Raw genomic sequence first — 20,169 nt, 5'->3', positions numbered from 1 at the left:
GGACGCCATCCGCTTTGCCACTGTTCCTTCTGCCCGTCACGCACGCATCTTCCGAACGTGCCGCACGCTCGGGCACAACAGGAGGACTGGACTCTCATGGTTGCCACTCGTTTTCGCGCCCTCGCCGCGACCACCGTCGCCGCGCTGGCCCTGGTCTCCGCTTGCTCTTCCGACGGCTCCGGCTCGGACGCCGCGGCCGAGGGGCAGCTCGACCTCGCGGCGTTCGCCTCGCTCAACGGCGTCCCCGCCTTCGCCACCGACGACACCGGCGTGTTCGCCGAGCACGGCATCAAGGTGAAGATCAGCACGGCCAAGACCTCGACCGAGATGGTCCCCCAGTTGCTCGGCGGCAAGGTGGATCTCGCCCTCGTCGACACCGCCACCTCCCTGGTCGCCGCGGGCCGCGGCGTCGACCTGGTCTACATCGCCGGTGCGACCAACGGCGGCATTCCCAAGGGCCAGGAGGACTTCAGCTTCGCCAACGTGTGGGTCAAGAAGGACTCTCCGGTCAAGTCGCTGGCCGACCTGACCGGCAAGACCGTGGGCGTGCCGCAGATCAAGAGCCAGCCCTGGGTCGACCTGCGCGGCTCCGTCGACGCGGCGGGCGGCGACAGTGCTTCCATCGAGTTCGTCGAGTCGCCCGACACCCTCGCCGCCCTGAAGTCCGGCCAGGTCGACGCCACTACCACCTCCGAGCCGATCGGCTCCGTGGAGCGCGCCAAGGGCGACCTGCGCCCGCTGGGCCCGGTCAACTCCGGTGGCGGCGGCATCGCTTACGTGTGGATCGCCACCCGCGCCTTCGCCGACGCGAACCCGGAGCTCGTGAAGTCCTTCGCCGAGGCGGTCCGCGAGGGCAACGCCGCGGTGAACGACGACCACGCGCTGCTGGTGAAGACGGCCGCCAGGGTTCTGAACGCCGATCCCGCCCTCCTGGAGAAGGCCGCGTTCCCGGTCTACGCCGAGAAGCCGCTGACCGCCGCCGACCTCGAGTTCTCGATCAAGTACCTCGGCAAGTACGACCTGTTCGAGAAGACGGCACCGGACGCCGAGAAGCTGGTCCGGCCGTGACGAGAACCCAGACCGCGCCGTCCTTCGGCGTACGCCGTGCGGCCAACCGGCTGCTGGCGATCCTCGCCGCCTTCGCCGTCTGGTACCTGTTCTCCATCGGGCCCGGCTCTTCCAGCGGCTTCCCCACCCCGCTGGACGGCCTCGACGCCGCTCTCGATCAGGCCGGGACCAGCGCGTACTGGTCGAACATCGCCACCTCGATCGAGACCGCCCTGATCGGCCTGGCACTCGCCGTGCTGGTCGGCCTCCCGGTGGGGCTGCTGATCGGCTCCAGTGCCCCGGCCCGGCGCAGCACCCAGTTGATCATCGACTTCGGCCGCACGGTTCCCGCGGTCGCGCTGCTGCCGCTGTTCCTGCTGCTCTTCGGCGCGACCCGCGGACTGGGCCTGGCACTGATCATGGTCTCGGCGGTGTGGCCGGTCATCATCCAGACCTCCTACGCGGTCGCGGAGATCACGCCGCAGCTGCGCCGGGTCGCGCGGGCCTACCACCTTTCCCGGTGGCACCGGTTGCGCTACCTGGTGGTGCCGTCGATGCTGCCCTTCGTCTTCGTCGGTCTGCGGATCGCCGCGACGCTCTCTCTGCTGATGGCGATCAGCTCGGAGTTCCTCGGCGGCTCCGACGGCCTCGGTTACCTGCTGCTCCAGGCGATGCAGGTCAATGCCACCGACCGGGCACTGGTCTTCTCGTTCACGGCGGCCTTCCTCGGCCTGCTGCTCAATCTGATCTTCGTGCTGCTTCAGCGTCGCGTGCTGTGGTGGCACCCCTCGGTCCGCAAGGGAGGCGCCGAATGAGCCGGGTGCGGAAAGTCGTCTCCGTCGTCCTGTGGGAGATCTGGCTGCCGGTGGTGCTGCTGGCCGCCTGGTGGCTGGTCAGCGCCGGAAGCACCTCTTTCTACTGGCCGGCGCTGTCGGAGATCACCGATCGGTTCGTCGACCTGTGGTTCTTCGACCATCTCGTCGACGACGCGCTGCCCAGCGTGATCAGGCTGGTCGCCGGTTTCACCCTCGGAGCCGCCGCGGCGGTCCTCCTCGGTCTGCTGCTGGGCTCGGCCCCGGCGCTGGAGGACGCGACCCGGCCTCTGACGGAGATCATGCGGGCGCTGCCGAGCGTGGCACTGCTCCCGATCATGATGCTGCTCCTCGGCACCGGCGACGACATGAAGATCGTCACGATCGCCTTCGTCTCCCTCTGGCCCGTCCTGCTCAACACGGTAGAGGGCGTGCGGTCGGTGGACCCGCTCCTGCACAAGGTCGCGGCAGGCTACCGGCTCAGCACATGGCACCGGATCCGGTACATCACCGTCCCCGCCGCCATGCCCCAGATCTTCGCCGGCGCCCGGGTCGCGCTGTCGATGTCCGTGGTGGCGATGGTGCTCACGGAGATGCTCGGCAGCCCGGGCGGGCTCGGGTACTTCGTCCTGGACTCCCAGCGCACGTTCGACATCGTCGCGATGTGGACCGGCCTGATCGTCCTGGGACTGATCGGCTACGCGGCGAACAAGGCGTTCGGCCTGGTCGAGTCCTGGGCGCTGGCCTGGCACCGCGCATACACCAAGCAGAAGGATGATCAGCGATGAAGGCGCAGAACATCACGGACACCGACGCGCCGGGCACCGGCGCCGCCACACCCCTCATGCAGGTCCGCGGGCTCGGCCACAGCTACGGCGACCACCGGGTGCTCAAGGACCTCGACTTCGAGGTCGGCGCCGGCGAGCTGATGTGCATCGTCGGCCCCTCGGGCGTCGGCAAGACCACGCTCCTGGAGTGCCTGACCGGGCTCCGCCGCCCCAGCGAGGGCGAGGTGCTGTTCAAGGGACGGAGGATCGACGCGCCGCCGAGCGGCCTCGCCATCGTCTTCCAGGACTACAGCCGGTCGCTGATGCCCTGGCTCAGCGTGCTCGACAACGTCGTGCTGCCGCTGCGTTCCGCGGGCGTGGCCAAGGACGAGCGCGTGCGCGTCGCCCGGGAGGCTCTGGCCGAAGTCGGGCTTGCCGACTTCACCGGCTCCTATCCCTGGCAGCTGTCCGGCGGCATGCAGCAGCGCGTCGCGATCGCCCGGGCGCTGGCCTACCGGCCGGCCGCGGTGGTGATGGACGAGCCGTTCGCCTCGGTGGACGCCCAGACCCGGGCCGACCTTGAGGACCTGCTGCTGCGGGTCCGCGAGCACCTCGGCATCACCGTGTTGCTGGTCACCCACGACATCGACGAGGCCGTCTACCTCTCCGACCGGGTGCTCGCCCTGGGCGGGAAGCCCGCGAGGATCCGTGACCTGCTCACCGTGGACCTGCTGGGCCCGCGCGAGCAGGTCGCCACCAAAGCGCTCCCTCGGTTCGCCGAGCTGCGCGGCCACGTCTACCGGCTGATCCGCGATGTCTGAGCCGACCACGGGCACCGCCCCGACCGTCATCGACCCGCAGCTGTTCCGTGAGGCGCTCGGCCACTACCCGACAGGGGTCGCACTGATCACCGCGACCCTCGGCGACGAGCCGGTCGGGATGGTGGTGGGCACCTTCACCTCGGTCTCCCTCGACCCGCCGCTCGTGGCCTTCATGCCCGACCGCGGCTCGCGCACCTTCGCCCGGCTCCGGGAGGCCGAAGCCTTCTGCGTCAACGTGCTCGCCGCCGACCAGGCGGGCCTCATCACGAGCTGGCGCGGCACCGAGTCGTTCGCCGACGTCCAGTGGCGGCCCTCGCCGTCGGGGGCGCCGATCCTCAACGACTCGGTCGCCTGGATCGACTGCGCCTACCACCAGCTGGTCGAGGCGGGCGACCACTACATCGTGCTCGGCGACGTCCGCTCGCTCGAGGTGCAGCGGCCGACCTGCCCGCTGCTCTTCTTCCAGGGCGGCTTCGGCGGGTTCGCGTCCTCGTCGTCCCTGGCGCCGACCGACCACGACCTGATCCGCGCCGCCCGGCTCAGCGAAGCAGCGATGGAGCCGCTCGCCGCACTGGCGGCCGAGGAGTCCGCCGACGTGTCGCTGCTCGCGCTGATCGGCGACCACGACGTGGTGATCGGCACGGAGCACGGTTCGAACACCCGCACCTACCTGGAGATCGGCCTGCGGCTGCCGCTCCTGCCGCCCACGGGCGTCGTCCATCTCGACCCGCGCGACGAGGAGGCCCTCGGCCGCTGGCTCGACAGGCTCCCGCGCAAGGACGTCGCGGCGCGGGAGCGCTGCCGGGAAATCGCGGAACGGGTCGCGGCGCAGGGCCACTCGCTCTGCCTCATCGGCGACGGCCCCGACCAGGAGACCTGGGAGGACGTCATCCTCTACATCCACGGCGAGCCGACCCCCCGGCGCCAGCGCCAGGTGCTCTCCATGCACCTCGCCAACCTCGACAACTACGAGCCCGACCTCGACCCCGACGGCACCTACGACGTCCGCTCCATCACCGTGGCGGTGCCGCTGGCCGGGGTTCCCCGGCTGGCGGTCCGGATGACCTCACCGCCTGTGAGAGCCGATGGCAGGACCGTCGCCCGCTGGGCCGAACAGGTGCGCACCCGCGCCGCTGAGGTCGCCGACCTGATCCAGATCAGGTTCGGCAAGGACCGGGTGCTGGGCTGAACCCGAGCACATCCGACGGAAAGGACAGACCATGACCGCCAGAGTCACCTCCCTGGGTTATCTGCAGCTCACGGCCACCGACCTCGACCACTGGCAGGACTTCGGCCAGCGGGTGCTCGGGATGATGGCCGGCCGCAGGGGCGACGACCGGCTGCTGCTCCGGATCGACGAGAAGGCCTACCGGCTCGAAGTGCGCCCCGGTGAGCGGGGCGGAGTCTCCGCCGTCGGCTGGGAGACCAGGGGCCCCGCCGAACTCGCCGAACTCGAAGCGCGCCTCAAGGCCTCGGGATACGAGGTGACCCGGCCGGGAGAGGCGATCGCCAAGGAGCGGATGGTCTCGGACCTGATCCGGTTCCGCGACCCCGACGACTGCTACGACCACGAGATCTTCTGGGGCCTGAGCACCGCGCAGGCGCGCTTCGCCTCGCCGATCGGCGCCGAGTTCGTCGCCGGGGCCGAAGGACTGGGGCACGTGCTGCAGGTCGTCTCCGACCGCGCCCGCTACGAGTCGCTCTTCCTCGACGTGCTCGGCTTCCGGCTCTCTGACCACATCGACCTCGCGCCCGGCCTCGTCGCGACGTTCACGCACTGCAACCCGCGCCACCACTCCTTCGCCTTCACCCCCAAGGTCGAGGGCCGCCCGCTCGGCGTCGGCCACTTCATGCTCGAGGTCACCGACCTCGACGTCGTCGGCCGGGCGATCGAGCACATCGAGAAGGAGCCGCACCGGCTGCTGAAGACGTTCGGCCGACACAGCAACGACCGGATGACGAGCTTCTACCTGCTGACCCCGTCCGATGTGGGACTCGAGTTCGGCACCGGCGGCATCAAGATCGACGACGAGACGTGGACGCCCACGCGGTATGACACCGCGCACTTCTGGGGCCACCACTCCGTCGATCACCACTGACCTGATCGCCACACCAGAAAGGAAGGCGCCATGAACGCCGTGCTTGACCGCGTGATGCAGCACGCCGAACTGCTCGAGAACGACGGGCCCGTCTCCGAGGACCTCGGCCGGGTCAGCGACGAGGTCGCCGCCGTGCTGCGCGAGTCCGGGGTGATCCGGATGCTCCAGCCCCGTGACTTCGGCGGCTCTGAGGCCCACCCGACCGACTTCCTGCGCACCGCCTTCGAGATCGGCGCGCGCAACGGCGCAGCAGGGTGGGTCACCGGAGTCGTCGGCGTGCACCCGCACGAGCTCGCCCTCGGCGACCTGCGGATGCAGCGCGAGATCTGGGGCGAGGACCCCGACACGTGGGTCGCCTCGCCGTACGCCCCGATGGGCAGGGCGCGGCCGGTCGACGGCGGCTACGTCTTCAACGGGCGCTGGCCGTTCTCCTCGGGCACCGACCACTGCCAGTGGGTGATGATCGGAGGCCTGATCACCGATCAGGAGGGCAACGTCACCGACCGGAAGACGATCCACTTCGTCCTCCCACGCAGCGACTACGAGATCATGCACGACTCCTGGGATGTCATGGGCCTGCGCGGCACCGGCAGCAAGGACATCGTCGTCAAGGACGCGTTCGTGCCCGAGTACCGTCTGATCAGGACCGACCCGATCACCGACGGCAGCGCCGGCGCCAGCACCGGCAGGGAGGCGCCGCTGTACGCGATGCCGCGGAACGCCATGTTCTCCGGCGCCGTCACCACGGCGACGATCGCGCTGGCGCAGGGCACCCTCGCCGCGTACGTCAAGTGGACCAGGGAGCGCAGCAGCAGGTTCGGCTCCGCCAGCAGCGACCCGTTCCAGCTCTCGGTGCTGGCCCCTGCCGCCGCCGACATCGACGCGAGCATCGGCCACGTCCTGCACGACATGGACCGGGCGTTCGACATCGTCTCCTCCGGACGGCTGCTCACCCTGTCCGAGCGTGCCGAGATCCGCCGCAACCAGGTCTCCGCCTCGCACCGCGCGGCCGCGGCGGCCGACGAGATCTTCAAGGTCAGCGGCGGTTCGCAGCTGCACGCCAAGAACCCGATGCAGCGCATGTGGCGGGACTGCCAGAGCGCCCTGCACCACGTGCAGAACTACGCGGGCCCGCTGTACCAGGCCTACGGCATGGACCACTTCGGCGGCGAGATGCCCGCGGCGGTGAAGGTCTGATGACCGCGGGAGAACCGTTCACCCGGGAGTCGACGTCCCGGTTCGTCACCGTCGCCGGTGCCCGCATCCACTACCACGAGGCGGGCACCGGGCCTGAAGTCCTCCTGTGCGTCCACGGCGGAGCGCCCGGCGCCTCAGGCTGGGGCAACTTCGGAACGTCGGTCGAGGAACTGTCCCGGCATACCCGGGTGCTGGTCGTCGACCTGCCCGGCTACGGCAGGTCCGACGCCATCGACCTGTCCGGCGGCAAGTACCTGCCCTACGCCGACGTGTTCGCCGCGATGCTGTCGGAACTGGGCATCGAGCGGGCGACCGTGGTCGGCCTGGCCACCGGCGGTGCCGTCGCGATCGCTATGGCCCTGTACCACGCCGAACGCGTCGACCGCCTCGTCCTCGTCTCCAGCGCCGGCGGCGTCCCCCTGTTCAGCATGACGCCGTCCGAGGGGCAGAAGGCCATCCGCTCCTACTACGCGGGCGAGGGCCCGTCGCGGGAGAAGATGCGCGCCTACCTCCGGATGATGATGTTCGACCCGGCACTGGTCACCGACGAACTCGTCGAGGAGCGGTATCTGGAGTCGGTCGCGGGCGGCGAGGAGCGCCGGGCCGGCGCCGAGTCCGCGGGCGTGCCTGCCGAGCCGCTGTGGCGGGAACTGGGCGGGATCACCGCGCCGACGCTGATCGTCTGGGGCACCGAGAACCGGGTGCAAGGCTTCGACAACGCCCTCTTCCTACTCAAGCAGATCCCCAACGCCCAACTTCACCTGTTCAAGCGCACAGGCCTGTGGGTGCCCTACGAGCGGGCCTCGGAGTTCCCCCGCCTGGTGCTCGGATTCGTCGCCGAACGCGCCGCGGCCTGATCTCGCCGGACGAGACCCAAGGAGAAGAAGATGATGTACACGAGCGTCTGGTCCGACCTGGCCCAGGTCGAGTTCCGGCAGGGCTACCTCGACGCCGGGCCGTACCGCACCCGGTTCCTCCAGGCGGGCAGCCCGGACAAGCCGCTGCTGCTCCTGCTGCACGGCATCACCGGGCACGCCGAGGCGTACGTGCGGAACCTCGCCGCGCACGCCGAGCACTTCAACTGCTACGCGATCGACTTCATCGGCCACGGCTACTCCACCAAGCCCGTGCACCCGCTGGAGATCCCGCACTACCTCGACCAGGTCAACCGGGTCCTCGACGCGCTCGGCCACGACAGCGCGTCGTTCAGCGGCGAGTCCCTCGGCGGCTGGGTGACCGCACGGTTCGCGCAGCTGCACCCCGAACGCACCGAGCGGATCGTGCTCAACACCATGGGCGGCACGATGGCCAACCCCAAAGTGATGGAACGGCTGCTGACGCTGTCGACGGAGGCCGCGGAGGACCCGTCCTGGGAGCGGGTCAAGGCACGGCTGGAATGGCTGATGGCCGACCCGTCGATGGTCACCGACGATCTCATCAGAACGCGCCAGGCGATTTTCGAGCAGCCGGACTGGAAGATGGCTTGCCGGATGAACATGGCGCTGCAGGACCCGGAGACCAGGAAGCGCAACATGCTCAGCGACGACGACCTGCGCGCCATCCAGGCCGAGGCGCTGGTCGTCTGGACGACCAAGGACCCGTCGGGCCCCGTGGACGAGGGCCGCAGGATCGCCGACCTGATCCCGCGCGGACGCCTCGCCGTCATCGAGAACGCCGGTCACTGGCCCCAGTACGAGCAGACCGAGACCTTCAACCGGATCCACCTCGACTTCCTGCTCGGTCACTGATCCCCCACGACAAGGAGTGACACGATGGGACTTCGTTCGGGCGCCGAATACCTCGCGAGCCTGAGGGACGGGCGCATCCTGTACATCGACGGCGCCCGGGTCGACGACGTCACCGCGCATCCGGCAGCGCCCATCAGCATTCGGCGGGAGCCCCGCAAAAGGGGGGCCCTGCGGGGGACGATCGGACAGGATGATCACGGCAAGGCGCTTTCCAGACAAGGGATCGGCCGCTCCCGCGGAGGGCTGACCAGCAAGACGCACCTGGTCGTGGAGGGCCGGGGCCTGCCCATGGCGGTGCTCGTGACCGGCGGGAACGTCAACGACTCAACCGTGTTCGAAACGCTCATGGCCCGCATCCGCGTCCGCCGGCCGAACGGCGGACGGCCCCGCACCAGACCGGCGGCGCTGCTGGCCGACAAGGGCTACGCAGCCCGACGCATCCGCCTGCACCTGCGCGAACGAGGCATCAAGCCCGTCATCCCGCAACGCCGCGACCAGCGCGCCAACCGGCTGCGCCAAGGCAGCCGCGGCGGACGGCCACCCGCCTTCGACACCACCCTCTACCGCGACCGCAACCAGGTCGAGCGCTGCTTCAACCGCCTCAAGCAGTTCAGAGCCATCGCCACCAGATACGACAAGCTGGCCAGCCGCTACCAGGCAGGCATCCTGCTGGCCCCAGCCTCATCCTCTGGACCCGCGAATAATCAGACAGGGCCTAGCGGCGCCTGCGCCTGCAACTCGGCGAGCCCAGGTGCCGGATCCAGCGGACAGCCGGCCGTCCTGGGCATCGGAAAGAAAGAACGGGACTTCCGTGGCTTCCAGGTCAGGAACCTTCGCCTGCGAAGACGTTACTGTCCTATCTCCATGGCCAGGTGTTATGTTTTGTAAATTATCAGCATTAAGTGAGGAATGGTACCCGGGGAATTCAGCGGTTTCTGAGCTGGAGCCGCTCTGGCACGAAAACGGGTCAGCGGGCGCGCTTGACCCGGGCCTCGTCCCAGACGGGTTCGGTGGTCTCGCGGACGGTGCCGTCAGCGCCGAAGACGAGGAAACGATCGAAGGTGCGGGCGAACCAACGGTCGTGGGTGACCGCCAGCACCGTGCCCTCGTAGGACTCCAGGCCCTCCTGCAGGGCCTCGGCGGATTCCAGGTCGAGATTGTCGGTGGGCTCGTCGAGCAGCAACGCCGTCGCGCCTTCCAGCTCCAGTAGCAGGATCTGGAAGCGAGCCTGCTGGCCACCCGAGAGCTTGCCGAACGGCTGGTCTCCCTGGCGCTCCAGTTCGTAGCGGCGCAGCACGCTCATCGCCGCACCGCGGTCCCTGGCATGCTCATCCCAGAGGATGTCGACCAACGCCCGCTCCTGCAGCTCGGGGTGAGCGTGCGTCTGGGCGAAGAACCCGGGGACGACTCGTGCGCCGAGCTTCCAGGCGCCGGTGTGGGCGACATTTTGGCCGGCCAGGAGCCGCAGGAAATGCGATTTCCCCGAGCCGTTGGAGCCGAGCACCGCGACCCGCTCGCCGTAGAAGACCTCCAGTTTGAACGGGTGCATCAGCCCGGTCAGCTCCAGGTCCTGGCAGGTGAGGGATCGCAGCCCGGTGCGGGCGCCGCGCAGCCGCATCTTGATGTCCTGCTTGCGGGGCGGCTCCGGCGGCGGTCCGGCCTCCTCGAACATCCGCAGCCGGGTCTGGGCCGCGGCGTACCGGGACGCCATCGCGTCGCTGCGCGCCGCGTACTGGCGCATGTCCAGCACGAGCTTCTTCAGCTGGGCGTGCTTCTCGTCCCAGCGGCGGCGTAGTTCTTCGAACCGCTCGAAACGCCGCTCGCGCGCTTCGTGGAAGGACGCGAACCCGCCGCCATGCACCCACACCTGGGAGCCGCTGGGCGTGGGCTCGACACTGGCGACCATGTCGGCGGCCACCGACAGCAGCTCACGGTCGTGCGAGATGAACAGTACGGTCTTCGCGGTGCTTCGCAGCTGCTCCTCCAGCCAGCGCTTACCCGGCACGTCCAGGTAGTTGTCGGGCTCGTCGAGGAGCAGCACCTCGTCGGGGCCCCGCAGCAGCGCCTCGAGAATCAGGCGCTTCTGCTCGCCACCGGACAGGGTCCGCACGTCCCGCCATTGGCATCTGTCATATGGCACGCCGAGCGCGGCCATCGTGCACATGTCCCAGAGGTTCTCCGCCTCGTATCCACCCGCGTCGCCCCAGTCGCTCAGCGCCTGCGCGTACGCCATCTGCGCGGACTCGTCGTCACGTTCCATGATCGCCATTTCGGCCGTGTCGACCGCCCTCGCCGCCGCGGCGACGGTCGGCTGGGCGACCGAGACGAGCAGGTCCCGGACCGTCTGGTCGTCGCGGACCGAACCGATGACCTGCGGCATGACGCCCAGGCCGCCGCTGGTGGTGATCGTGCCGTCGTCAGGCTGCAGCTCCCCGGCGATCAGCCGCATCAGGGTGGATTTCCCGGCTCCGTTCGGCCCGACCAGGGCCACGGCCGCGCCTTGCCCGACTCGGAAGCTGGCGTCGGCCAGAAGCAGCCGCCCATCTGGCAGGTAGTAGTCGACATGCGCGACCTCCAGGTGACCCATGGCCGCTATCCTCGCCCATACGCCGGACCGCTGCATCCCTGCACGACCGTGCGGCAAGACCAGCGCCGTGCAGATTGAGCCATTTCCTCCTTGGGTGGCTTGAGCGGCTTGGTGGTTTTGCAGGGCGGTGTTGGCTTTGACCAGGGGTCGGCCTTGCCGGGGCAGCCGGTGCGGAATGCTTCGTGATTCGAGCCGTGTGTTCGCCGGGTCCGCAGAGCTCGGCGTGGGAGCGGTCGGCCTGCTTCTTTCCGGGGGCCCGCTCCTGCCCTTGCAGGACGTGACGATGTGGCTTCCCGCTCCTTGGCGCGCCCTGTCCGGCAAGACGATCAGTCCGGTTTCAGCCAAAGCGCGGATGACGCCATAGGCGGGCGGCGGTCAGGTCCCGGGTCCTGGGCATAGCGCCCGAAGCCCATGGGATCCGTTCATCGGGACGGAGATGACCTGCACATTCATCGCATGGCACTGGTGACCAACACATCCACCAGGGGTCTTTCTGCGTTACTGGACGATTCACCACTCGCGGCCATCCTCTGACCAGCAAACCCACCGCCAGAGGATGAAAGGACCCGATGTCTAGGTAGGACGGAACAGAGACGAAATGAGCAATGCCCGCACGCCTAACGGTTCCCGATCGGGTGGAGAGTTCGGCATCGGCGTCCAGAACGGTCTCGGCTCGGGACGCGTCCGCATCCGCCAGGGCACGAGACCACCGCCAGCATGATCTCGCTGGCCACGCTGGCCCTTCTCCTGCATCCGGGGCAGCTCGCAGTGCTGAAGGATGCCGACGAGCCCGGGATCGCCACAGCCGTCGAAGAGCTGCTGCGTTATGTGGGGGCCGCCGCCCGGGCCGGCCGCCGCCGCCTGGCCCTGGAGGACATCGAGATCGCAGGGGAGGTCATCCGGGCCGGTGAGGGCCTGGTGTTCCCAGACGAGATCGCCAGCCGTGATGAGCGGGCGTACCCCGGTGCCGGGGTCCTCGACCTGCACCGCGACGCCAGCCATCACCTTACCGTTCGGGTTCGGCGCACACCAGTGCGCTGGCCAGGTGCTGGCCCGGCTGGAGCTCCAGGTCGTTCTCGCCACCTTGTTCCGCCGAATCCCGACGCTGGCCCTCGGCGTCGACCTCGGCGATCTCCCGTTGATGGGCGACGGGCTCGGGGTCGGGTACGGCGTCTACGAAATGCCCGTGACCTGGTGAGAGGATGCGGGCCAGGGCGGATGACCAGACCGGGCAGGCGTTCGGTGAGCGGTCGGCGACAGCGTCACCAAGCGCACGCCAGCACCATCGGCGGCCACCGACCAGTTAGGCATCAGGCTGGATGAGCTCCACCTCGTCAGCTGCCAGCGGGTTCTATGACCCCATGTGCCGGCTGTCCTCCTGACCCGGTTGATCGGGCTCGGCGGGGACGTCCCCGCCGCCTGAGCGGGTGAACACCACGACGGAGTTCAGCTCGTAGACCGAGAAGGCGAGGTCGTTGCGGCGGTCGCGGTCGAGGTCGGCGACGATCGCGCCGCCCGCTTGGCCGTGGGCCTCGGCGAGGACGTGGGTCGCGAAGGATCCGTCGCCGCGCTGCTCCAGCCAGAAAAGGCGCGGGTCGCCGTCGCCGGAGACCAGCAGGTCGATGTCGCCGTCGCCGTCGATGTCGCCGTCGCCGAACACACCGGGCGCCCCTTGGCCCACGCGCCCGCGCGACACCAGCCCGGACGACACCGCGGTCGGGGTCCACGGCCGGGTCTTGTCGCTCGGCACGTCGAAGGTGACGACCTGGGAGGGCGGGTCTCGGAAGATCTCGGGCAGGAAGGCGGTGTTGGTGTGGTTGGTGCCCACCCAGACGTCCTTGCCGTCGCCCCGGAGGTTGCGCACCAGTTTGATCTGCATCGACTTGCCCTGGGTGGCGTCGATGACGTGCGAGACGTACTTGCCGTTCTTGGCGGTCTCCAGCCATATGTAGGAGCCGCCGCCCTGGAAGTACTGGGCGCTGGCGACGTCCAGGTCGCCGTCGCCGTCGACGTCGGCGACCTCGGGCAGCGCGCCGCCGCCGGGGCCGAGGGTGACCGGGGTGGTGGAGAAGCCGCCGCCCTCCAAGCCCTTGAACACCTGGACCCAGGCGTTGGCGGGGAACTGCCCGAGGATCGGCCAGGCCGGGAGGGGGAAGGACTCGCCGACGGTGACCAGGTCGAGCCGGCCGTCCTTGTCGAAGTCGACGGGCACCACGCGGTGGTAGAACATCAACTGGGTGCCGGGCGCGACGATGTCGTGCCGCTTCCAGGCGTCGCCGGTCTGCTCCCACCAGGTCAGCGAGCCGCACAGCTGAAGGCTGCACATGAAGAAGCCGCCGGGGACCGCGATGTCGGCGTCGCCGTCGCGGTCGAAGTCGGCGACGGAAGGCTCGTTCGGGTAGGCGATGCCCGCCTCCGGGCCGAAGACGCGCTCCTTCGACCAGGCGTCGATGTCGCCGCCGATCTTGTAGACGGCCACCTCACCGGACGGGGCGGGCCCACCGGACACGATCTTGCCGAAGCCCGTGGCGACGACCTCAGGGCGCTGGTCTCCGGACACGTCGGACGCGACGGAGAAGGCCGCGCCCTGGAGGGCTCCGTCCACCACGTGCCGGGTGAAGGAGGCGGGTGCGGGCGGGTCGGTGGGCGCGAGGGCTACGCGGGCTCCCGCGGCCGAGGCCGGGAGCGCCGCGCAGCAGGCGAGCCCCACCGCGAGCGGCAGAGCGATACGGCGAACAGGGCGCACGGGCGCCACCTCCATGGGGGGATGAGGAGAGATCTGCTTACCTTATGTTCCGTCGTGCGGAATAGTGTTTCTTCAATGGGAACAGTTGTCGGGGGCGTTGTTCTCGCCCCGGACCCGGTCGACCGCTCCACCGCCAAGGCACGCCCGCGGCCACGACGACCGCTGCCGCACCCGTCCCCGGCCTGCGCCGGAGCCCGCCGCCGCGCCCGCCCCGCGGACCAGGGAAGAACGTGCCACCGCTCTGGCCGGTACCGCCCCGGCGAAGGCACCGGCGGCCAGGCGCCCCGTCCGCACCCGCCCTGATGCTGCGGCGGTCCGGATTCTGGACAGCCCCGGCAGAATCGCACGGATTGTTCATCGGGTTTTCACAAGACTCGGCGGAGGGCCGCCGCGGACCGGCGATGGTGTTCTCCCCGGCGAAGCGAGATCCGGCCCATGCAAGGGTCGTCGCGGAGTTGGCGGGCGTGTTCCTCAGGGGCGGGCCGCCACCCGGACGGGTGGCGGCCCGCGCTGCGGTGCGGTGCGGGTCAGGGGGTTCCGGCGAGGGTTTCGATGCGGCCGGCGGCGATCTGGCTGTTGTAGTAGGTGCCGCCGGGGTAGTAGCCGGCGGTGGTGGTTCCTTCGAGGTCGTCGACGGCCCAGTTGACGGCGAGGGTCTGCAGGATCGTCACGTTGGCGCTGTCGGAGGCGCCGCAGGCCAGGTTGCCGATGGCGTCGGCGCTGGCGCCTTCGGCGTCGACGTGGCTGCCGGACAGCAGGCGGGTGCCGACGAAGGTCTGGTGGAGGGTCTGGACGGTGTCGGTTCCGGTGCCGGAGTTGTTGCAGGTGCCGTCGGGGGCGGAGATCGTCTTGATGTCCAGGGCGGTGGCGTCGAGGCCGGAGATGCCGGTGGCCAGGTTCGTGCCGGAGTTGGACTTGACCGGGTCGAGCAGGATCAGGCCCTTGAGGTTGGCGAAGACGGCCGGGTGGTTGGTGCGGACCTTCTCGGCCACGTAGGCGACGGCTTCGCCGCCGGCCGAGTGGCCGGAGAACAGCAGCTTGGTCGGCAGGGTCAGCGACGGGCGGCCCGCGGCGTTCTTGGCCGCGGCGAAGCTCGTGGCGAGCTGCCCGCTGGAGTTGGAGGCGTTGCCGAACAGGGCGGCGACGTTCGCCAGGAAGTCGGTGTTGTTGCCGAGGTTCTGCAGCGTGCAGCCGAGGATGTTCACGGTCGGGAGGGTCGGGGCGAAGGCGACGTACCCCTTGGCGGCGTACTTGCCGGCCAGGTCGGCGACGTTGTTCTTGGACCGGGAGAAGCCGTGCTGGACCCAGATCAGGCCCTTGGGCGTCCCGGCCGGCAGGTACCAGTCGGCACCCTGGGGCACCGAGGTGGCGGCGCAGGGGATGTTGACGGTGGTCGAGACCTTGGTGACGGCGACGTCGGCGGAAGAGGGCGAGGAGACCAGGACGGCCAGAGCGGCCGCGCCCGTCAAAGTCGTGGCGAGCATCCTGATAGTGCGCATGAACACTCCGTTGTTCCACTCTGCGAAACGTTGTTACCGCTATGGCGGTCCCCATTAGCGATCTTTCACCGTTGCGAGTCAAGTCCGTTTTTGGACTCGCTTGGATAACGAAACCGCCGAGCCGGTCCTGGCCAAGGACGACGACGACGCCCTCGCGCCGACGGCGCACCCTGGTTCACCAGGGAGCACGTACGCCGGGCTCGGCCTGAACGCCGTCCACGAGTCCGCGCCCCTCCGCGAAGGACGGCCGGCACGGGAACGGCGGCGCCGAGCGCCTGTGGCCTCGCTTACACGAGGCCGTTTCCGGACGAGCCGGGCATTCGGGGCGAGGCCGACCGGAGCAGCGCGATCAGGCGCGCCGCAGCGGTCTGCGTGAAAGAGGGGGCTCGCCGACGGGTCCCGAACCGGCCGATCAGGCCGCAGAAGAGCAGTGACACCACGTTCTGCGGGATGTGTCCGGACCGCCCCTGCATCCAGTCTCCACGCGCGGGGCGACGGCTGCGACCGGACCCGGATCGCGGTGGGAGGCTGGTCATATTTCGCCGCACGGGATCTTGCGTGGAGCGAAACAATGTCTTACGTTCCGGAACGAAGTTTCCTTCTCGCGAACAGCTGGACCGTCTTGCAGGGCGGGTCCGGGGCTCATCGGGGTTCACGCACACCGCGAATTCAATGGGAGAGACAGTGAAGGTCAACGTCAGCCGCAGGGTCGTCGCCTCCGTCGCGGCGGCGATCGGCGCCCTCGTGGCGTCCGTCTTCGTCGCGCCGACCGCGCAGGCCGCCACCGCCTGCTCGGGTTACTCCTCCGCCACCAGCACCTGCGTCAACGAGTCGATCAGCATCGGCGGGACCTCCTACAGCACAGACTGGTACTTCCCGACCACCACCCCCAGCGCGCTGATGCTCGTCCAGCACGGATTCAGCCGGAACTGCGCCAACGTGCGCGGCACCAGCAAGGCCATCGCCGAGAAGGGCGTCGCGGTCTTCTGCATCAACGCCAGCATGGCCAGCGGGAACCCGACGCTGGCCGCCACCGTCGGCGACGCGCTGTCCGCCCGCACCATCACCCCGCCGAGTGGCAACCCGCTGCCGGTCAAGTACATCGTCGGCGGCCATTCCGCGGGCGGGCACTTCGCCTCGGCCGTCGGCAAGCGCCTGGCCGACAACGGCTACGCCGACTTCAAGGGCGCGGTCCTGTTCGACCCGGTCGCCGCCACCGGCTTCGACGCGAACGTCCAGGGCATCTCCGCCGGCGGCACCCGGCCCGTCCTGGCCGTCGCCGCCCGCTCGGCCCTCATCAACAGCTCCAACAACGCGTTCGCGCCGCTCGCGAGCATCGGCGCCGGGTTCGTCGGCGTCCAGCTCCTGTGGAGCAGCGCCTCCGGTACCACCGGGACGGGCGCGAGCTGCCACGTCGACGTCGAGGGCGAGAACACCAACTGGATCGGCACCCTCGCCGCCGGATGCTCCCCGACCACCACCAACACCGCGCGCCTACGCGACCTCGGCTCCACCTGGGCCAAGGACCTCGCCACCGGCACCTACACCGCCACCCACTACTGCACGAACTCCGACACCCCCGCCACCTGCGGCTCGACCGTCTCCGCACTGCTGGGCGGCACCCTGCCCCTCGCCGCCCTGATCCCCAACAGCTGATCCGAAGCAGAAACGAAGGGGGCCGGCAAGCCGGCCCCCTTCAGTTCTCCTGCAATAGCCGGCCCAGTCGACTTCTCGGGTGGAGGTGAAGGTCCACCAGTCGATGGCGTGGCGCATGCGTCTGTTGCAGGCGTAGCGGAAGCGGACCTGGTGCATTCGGCCGGAGGCGCGGGTCACCGCGGTGAGTTCCGCGGTCAGCGGTGAGGGGATCGGCAGCGCCTCCAGCGGCCGTGCTCGCGGCGGAGCGTGTCGGCCAGGACGAACGCGTCGAACTTCGTCGCGGAGAGCCGGTAGCGTTCCCTCGCTCGTGCGGAGATCTCGGGTGAGACGCAGTAGGTCGGCAGGCCGAGCTGCTGCAGGTGCTCCACGAGCAGGCCTTCACCGCGTTCGATCGCGACCCGGATACCGGGCCGGTCGACTGACGAGGGACGAAACCTCAGGTCAGTGAGATGTGCTGGCATCGCGTGGTGGTGTGGCCATGGTCGGGCCGGGCATGAATTACCTGTCTTGACAGCCACGGCACGACGAACGGGGCCCGATGAGCATCGAAGATGAGCACAAAGAGCTGATGCAAACCCTGGATGACGCCTGGAACAGTCAGGACTGGGACACCTTCGAGGCACGTCACGCCAAGGACACGGCGGTGTACTGGCCGGGACGGCCCGAACCCACGCGGGGCGTCGACAACCATCGGCAGGAGTCGATCGAATTCTTCAAGACCTTCGAGAACCACCTGGACAACCGGCCGTACAAGGTGCTGCTCGCTGACGGCGACTGGACCTGCTCTGTCGCCAGATGGACCGGGAAGATGATCGGGCCGATGAAGGGACCTGACGGAAAGGAGATCCCTCCCACCGGCAAGACCTTCGAGCTGGACTTCTGTACCGTCGCCCGCTGGCAGAACGGACAGATCGTGGAGGAGAACCTCTTCTACGACCAGGTCGGCTTGATGCGCCAGATAGGCCTCGGCGGCTGACGGGGCTTCTCGAGATTGAACGCCTAGGTCAGTTGGCGCGGTCGGTGTAGCCGTCGGGCAGTTGGCCCGGGGCCATGTTGATGACGTCGTCGTTGTCGCGGCCGACCTGTTCCATGAAGGTGATCGTGGCGAACTCGGGGATGACGACATAAGGGTAGGCCGGGCCCTCGTCGCGGAAGCGGTGCATGTCGTCGATGAAGTCGTTCTGGAAGCAGATCGTCTTCTCCGGATGCTGACCGTTACCGCCGATCCACTGCGGGAAGAAGATCGTGCCGTGCAGACGGCGACGCGGCAGGTCGAAGAAGAGGCTGACGCAGGTGCCGGTGGGCTCGTGCCAGTCGGCCTTGAACTGCCCGTCCTCCGACAGCAGGGTCAGTTCGACGGCCTGGTGGGTGACCCACCGGCCGCCGACCAGGCCGTGATGGATGCGGTAGTCGCACTCCTTCTCGTTCCGCGCATACCACTCATACTGCCAGCCGTTGGCGTAGGTGTAGATGAAGTGCGTGCCGACGATCGCCGACAGATCCTGCGCGGGTCCAGGCGTCTCGACCATTGAGGATCATCCTCCCTTCGGGCCTTCGCTGAGACTTCTCGTTGGGCTTGCCCCAAAACTTTCCGCAACAGCGGTCTTGACCGACAAAGATGATCTAAAGGACGAACCGCCTTGCTATGCGGGCAAGACGTTGGTGACCGCATGAGCCTCAGGCTCTGGTCGTGCGGTGGGAGGCCAGGGTGGCGGCGAGTGCTGCGACGGCGGTGGGGTGGCGGTCGCGGAGATAGGCGTCTTCGCCCTGGTGGTCATAGCTGCCGAAGTGGGGTGGAAGCCCCGGCAGGGAACCGTCGGGGAGCTGGGCCTCGGCCAGATGGGTCCACAGCCGTTCGTCGAGAGCGGGCTGAGGCAGGCAGGCGTCCACGGCCAGGAGCTCGCCCAGCAGGTCCCAGTCCTTCTCCTCGCACCAGACCTGCGACCAGCAGGGCAGCCAGTCGCTGAGGTAGCCGGCCAGGGCGGAGGGAAGATGCGAAGGCCGCAGGCCCCAGTTCGTCAGGTAGAACACGGTGTGGGTGACGGCATAGGCGTGTTCGTAGTCGAGGTGCCATGGTTCCGGAAAGCGGCCGAGCCAGGTTCCGGCGATGGTCTCCTCCGCGTCGGCGTGCGTGGACAGGCCCAGGGCGCGCTGGGTGGCCAGCCGTTCCAGGGCGAGGTAGCGGGGTTCTTCCCAGGCCGCCCAGTGGCGGGTGGTCGCGAGATGAGCGGCAAGGCGCTCGACGCCTTCATGACGCTTGCCCGTCTGGCGCAGCAGGACATAGATCGGGAGGAGACTCGTGAGTCCGGGCTCAGCCCGCAGCAAGTCGTGCAGCACCTCTCCGGCGCCGAAGTCCTCCCAGACCGCGTCGACCATGTGGCGCGCGAGCCGGTGCCGGTCGCCGGTGGGGTCGCTCGTGCTCAGAACCGGCACGCAGACCACGAGGAGCTCGCTGAGGGGCTTGAGGGCCTGCGCCCAGCCGAGGGCGTCGGAACGCCGGTGCGGGAGCACCGTGAGATCGAGCCCGTGGGCACACGAGGCGCGTGCCCCCTCCTGCCCGAGGGATGTTCGAAGGAGCTCGGACGTTCGGAGTTCTCCGCTCAGACGCATCCGGTCGAAGTGCTGGTACAGCCAGCGCATGGCGTGTTCTGCGATCTCGTCGAACACCGGACGGCTCACGGGCCCTCCCGGTTCAGCAGAGAGCGGGCGGCCTGCAGATGATGCAGGGTGACGACGTCATTCCGGGCGAGGGCGACCTGGACGAGGTGCTCGATGCCGGTCTCCAGCCGCAGGGTCACCGGCGCGTTCCCGGACAGGGCCAGCCAGCGTGCGGTCCCGGCGGCCCGGCGCCACTCCCTCAGCATGAGCGCCCGGGTGAATCCGCGAGCGAGGTCGAGCGCCCGCTGCTCCACCAGGTGGAGCACGGCCGGGTCGGTGGCGGGTCCGGCGAAGTCGGCCAGGTCGGCCAGCCGTGCCGTCAGCCGCGGCCAGGCATCGTTCCCCAACTCCTGTGCCGTCAAGGGGAACGGGCACCGGCCGGCGGCCTGGTGCGGAGGGACCTCTTGGGAAGGGATGTGGAGGGCGGTGCGCGGGGAGTCCGTGAGCGGTGCCGCGTCGGGGCCCGGTGGTTCGGGTGGTGGTGGGGTGAGGTGGGGGAAGAGGTGGGTGGTGGCGGCGGGTAGGTCGAGGT

General features: G+C 69.1%; 21 protein-coding genes. 13 read left to right on the top strand and 8 right to left on the bottom strand.

The window, feature by feature from the left end:
* Positions 1-96: 96 nt before the first annotated feature.
* From ACYVOM_RS34360 to ACYVOM_RS34315, 10 genes are read left to right on the top strand one after another with little or no spacing between them, the layout of a single operon-like run.
* A complete protein-coding gene (locus tag ACYVOM_RS34360; protein ID WP_460307758.1) occupies positions 97-1,068 on the top strand; it encodes an ABC transporter substrate-binding protein in 972 nt (323 codons plus the stop codon).
* Positions 1,065-1,862 carry an ABC transporter permease gene (locus ACYVOM_RS34355; RefSeq protein WP_460307757.1) on the top strand — a complete coding sequence of 266 codons (798 nt, stop codon included), beginning with the start codon at positions 1,065-1,067 and terminating at the stop codon, positions 1,860-1,862. The genes ACYVOM_RS34360 and ACYVOM_RS34355 overlap by 4 nt, the downstream gene beginning before the upstream one ends.
* Positions 1,859-2,647, top strand: a complete 789-nt coding sequence (locus tag ACYVOM_RS34350; RefSeq protein ID WP_460307756.1) for an ABC transporter permease — start codon at positions 1,859-1,861, stop codon at positions 2,645-2,647. The genes ACYVOM_RS34355 and ACYVOM_RS34350 overlap by 4 nt, the downstream gene beginning before the upstream one ends.
* On the top strand, positions 2,644-3,447 hold the full coding sequence (locus ACYVOM_RS34345) for an ABC transporter ATP-binding protein (protein WP_460307755.1): 804 nt from the start codon (positions 2,644-2,646) through the stop codon (positions 3,445-3,447). Before ACYVOM_RS34350 ends, ACYVOM_RS34345 begins: the two co-directional genes overlap by 4 nt.
* Entirely contained in the window at positions 3,440-4,636 is a 1,197-nt protein-coding gene (locus tag ACYVOM_RS34340) for a flavin reductase family protein (protein ID WP_460307754.1), read from the top strand. Before ACYVOM_RS34345 ends, ACYVOM_RS34340 begins: the two co-directional genes overlap by 8 nt.
* A gap of 31 nt (positions 4,637-4,667) precedes the next feature.
* The gene (locus ACYVOM_RS34335) at positions 4,668-5,546 is read left to right on the top strand and encodes a VOC family protein (RefSeq protein WP_460307753.1); all 879 of its coding nucleotides are present in this window, start codon (positions 4,668-4,670) and stop codon (positions 5,544-5,546) included.
* A 30-nt stretch (positions 5,547-5,576) separates the two neighbouring features.
* A complete protein-coding gene (locus tag ACYVOM_RS34330) occupies positions 5,577-6,743 on the top strand; it encodes an acyl-CoA dehydrogenase family protein (protein ID WP_460307752.1) in 1,167 nt (388 codons plus the stop codon).
* Complete coding sequence (locus tag ACYVOM_RS34325) at positions 6,743-7,600, top strand: alpha/beta fold hydrolase (protein ID WP_460307751.1); 858 nt, start codon at positions 6,743-6,745, stop codon at positions 7,598-7,600. The genes ACYVOM_RS34330 and ACYVOM_RS34325 overlap by 1 nt, the downstream gene beginning before the upstream one ends.
* Before the next feature lie 30 nt (positions 7,601-7,630).
* Positions 7,631-8,491, top strand: a complete 861-nt coding sequence (locus ACYVOM_RS34320) for an alpha/beta fold hydrolase (RefSeq protein ID WP_460307750.1) — start codon at positions 7,631-7,633, stop codon at positions 8,489-8,491.
* A gap of 24 nt (positions 8,492-8,515) precedes the next feature.
* Complete coding sequence (locus ACYVOM_RS34315; RefSeq protein ID WP_460307749.1) at positions 8,516-9,379, top strand: IS5 family transposase; 864 nt, start codon at positions 8,516-8,518, stop codon at positions 9,377-9,379.
* Positions 9,380-9,458: 79 nt separating this feature from the next.
* Here ACYVOM_RS34315 and ACYVOM_RS34310 read toward each other — a convergent pair whose 3' ends face one another.
* Complete coding sequence (locus ACYVOM_RS34310; RefSeq protein WP_460307748.1) at positions 9,459-11,078, bottom strand: ABC-F family ATP-binding cassette domain-containing protein; 1,620 nt, start codon at positions 11,076-11,078, stop codon at positions 9,459-9,461.
* A 573-nt stretch (positions 11,079-11,651) separates the two neighbouring features.
* Entirely contained in the window at positions 11,652-12,080 is a 429-nt protein-coding gene (locus tag ACYVOM_RS34305; protein ID WP_460307824.1) for a hypothetical protein, read from the bottom strand.
* On the opposite strand from ACYVOM_RS34305, the gene ACYVOM_RS34300 reads away from it, so the two are divergent.
* Positions 12,025-12,276, top strand: coding sequence for a cytochrome P450 (locus tag ACYVOM_RS34300; protein ID WP_460307747.1), 252 nt, complete (start codon positions 12,025-12,027; stop codon positions 12,274-12,276). The genes ACYVOM_RS34305 and ACYVOM_RS34300 overlap by 56 nt on opposite strands.
* Positions 12,277-12,429: 153 nt before the next feature.
* Here the strand turns inward: ACYVOM_RS34300 and ACYVOM_RS34295 are convergent, their stop codons facing one another.
* Positions 12,430-13,824: an FG-GAP repeat domain-containing protein gene (locus ACYVOM_RS34295; RefSeq protein ID WP_460307746.1), complete on the bottom strand. Its 1,395-nt coding sequence runs from the start codon at positions 13,822-13,824 to the stop codon at positions 12,430-12,432.
* Positions 13,825-14,351: 527 nt separating this feature from the next.
* On the bottom strand, positions 14,352-15,323 hold the full coding sequence (locus ACYVOM_RS34290; protein WP_460307745.1) for an alpha/beta fold hydrolase: 972 nt from the start codon (positions 15,321-15,323) through the stop codon (positions 14,352-14,354).
* Between the two features lie 672 nt (positions 15,324-15,995).
* On the opposite strand from ACYVOM_RS34290, the gene ACYVOM_RS34285 reads away from it, so the two are divergent.
* Entirely contained in the window at positions 15,996-16,979 is a 984-nt protein-coding gene (locus ACYVOM_RS34285) for an alpha/beta hydrolase family protein (RefSeq protein ID WP_460307744.1), read from the top strand.
* Between the two features lie 194 nt (positions 16,980-17,173).
* On the opposite strand, the gene ACYVOM_RS34280 is transcribed toward ACYVOM_RS34285, so the two are convergent.
* Positions 17,174-17,347 carry a hypothetical protein gene (locus tag ACYVOM_RS34280; protein WP_460307743.1) on the bottom strand — a complete coding sequence of 58 codons (174 nt, stop codon included), beginning with the start codon at positions 17,345-17,347 and terminating at the stop codon, positions 17,174-17,176.
* A 170-nt stretch (positions 17,348-17,517) separates the two neighbouring features.
* Between ACYVOM_RS34280 and ACYVOM_RS34275 the strand changes: the two genes are divergently transcribed.
* Entirely contained in the window at positions 17,518-17,955 is a 438-nt protein-coding gene (locus tag ACYVOM_RS34275) for an ester cyclase (RefSeq protein WP_460307742.1), read from the top strand.
* 28 nt (positions 17,956-17,983) lie between these two features.
* Here ACYVOM_RS34275 and ACYVOM_RS34270 read toward each other — a convergent pair whose 3' ends face one another.
* The 3 genes from ACYVOM_RS34270 to ACYVOM_RS34260 all read right to left on the bottom strand — a co-directional run.
* Positions 17,984-18,508: a phenolic acid decarboxylase gene (locus ACYVOM_RS34270; RefSeq protein ID WP_460307741.1), complete on the bottom strand. Its 525-nt coding sequence runs from the start codon at positions 18,506-18,508 to the stop codon at positions 17,984-17,986.
* Positions 18,509-18,656: 148 nt separating this feature from the next.
* Positions 18,657-19,658 (bottom strand): DUF6895 family protein, encoded by a 1,002-nt coding sequence (locus ACYVOM_RS34265; RefSeq protein WP_460307740.1) that lies wholly within the window; start codon positions 19,656-19,658, stop codon positions 18,657-18,659.
* A partial coding sequence (locus ACYVOM_RS34260; protein WP_460307739.1) for a hypothetical protein occupies positions 19,655-20,169 on the bottom strand: 515 nt, incomplete at its 5' end. The genes ACYVOM_RS34265 and ACYVOM_RS34260, both read right to left, overlap by 4 nt.

This window comes from Actinocorallia aurea, assembly GCF_054783995.1.
Note: the sequence above shows the minus strand (reverse complement) of the source record. Positions and strands in the feature narration are given on the sequence as shown.

What these genes read in the sequence shown, in the direction of transcription:
- ACYVOM_RS34360 (WP_460307758.1), top strand. Translation starts at nt 97, where the DNA reads ATGGTTGCCACTCGTTTTCGCGCCCTCGCCGCGACCACCGTCGCCGCG.
- ACYVOM_RS34350 (WP_460307756.1), top strand. Translation starts at nt 1,859, where the DNA reads ATGAGCCGGGTGCGGAAAGTCGTCTCCGTCGTCCTGTGGGAGATCTGG.
- ACYVOM_RS34345 (WP_460307755.1), top strand. Translation starts at nt 2,644, where the DNA reads ATGAAGGCGCAGAACATCACGGACACCGACGCGCCGGGCACCGGCGCC.
- ACYVOM_RS34340 (WP_460307754.1), top strand. Translation starts at nt 3,440, where the DNA reads ATGTCTGAGCCGACCACGGGCACCGCCCCGACCGTCATCGACCCGCAG.
- ACYVOM_RS34335 (WP_460307753.1), top strand. Translation starts at nt 4,668, where the DNA reads ATGACCGCCAGAGTCACCTCCCTGGGTTATCTGCAGCTCACGGCCACC.
- ACYVOM_RS34330 (WP_460307752.1), top strand. Translation starts at nt 5,577, where the DNA reads ATGAACGCCGTGCTTGACCGCGTGATGCAGCACGCCGAACTGCTCGAG.
- ACYVOM_RS34325 (WP_460307751.1), top strand. Translation starts at nt 6,743, where the DNA reads ATGACCGCGGGAGAACCGTTCACCCGGGAGTCGACGTCCCGGTTCGTC.
- ACYVOM_RS34320 (WP_460307750.1), top strand. Translation starts at nt 7,631, where the DNA reads ATGATGTACACGAGCGTCTGGTCCGACCTGGCCCAGGTCGAGTTCCGG.
- ACYVOM_RS34315 (WP_460307749.1), top strand. Translation starts at nt 8,516, where the DNA reads ATGGGACTTCGTTCGGGCGCCGAATACCTCGCGAGCCTGAGGGACGGG.
- ACYVOM_RS34310 (WP_460307748.1), bottom strand. Translation starts at nt 11,078, where the DNA reads ATGGGTCACCTGGAGGTCGCGCATGTCGACTACTACCTGCCAGATGGG.
- ACYVOM_RS34300 (WP_460307747.1), top strand. Translation starts at nt 12,025, where the DNA reads ATGAGCGGGCGTACCCCGGTGCCGGGGTCCTCGACCTGCACCGCGACG.
- ACYVOM_RS34305 (WP_460307824.1), bottom strand. Translation starts at nt 12,080, where the DNA reads ATGGCTGGCGTCGCGGTGCAGGTCGAGGACCCCGGCACCGGGGTACGC.
- ACYVOM_RS34290 (WP_460307745.1), bottom strand. Translation starts at nt 15,323, where the DNA reads ATGCGCACTATCAGGATGCTCGCCACGACTTTGACGGGCGCGGCCGCT.
- ACYVOM_RS34285 (WP_460307744.1), top strand. Translation starts at nt 15,996, where the DNA reads ATGGGAGAGACAGTGAAGGTCAACGTCAGCCGCAGGGTCGTCGCCTCC.
- ACYVOM_RS34275 (WP_460307742.1), top strand. Translation starts at nt 17,518, where the DNA reads ATGAGCATCGAAGATGAGCACAAAGAGCTGATGCAAACCCTGGATGAC.
- ACYVOM_RS34270 (WP_460307741.1), bottom strand. Translation starts at nt 18,508, where the DNA reads ATGGTCGAGACGCCTGGACCCGCGCAGGATCTGTCGGCGATCGTCGGC.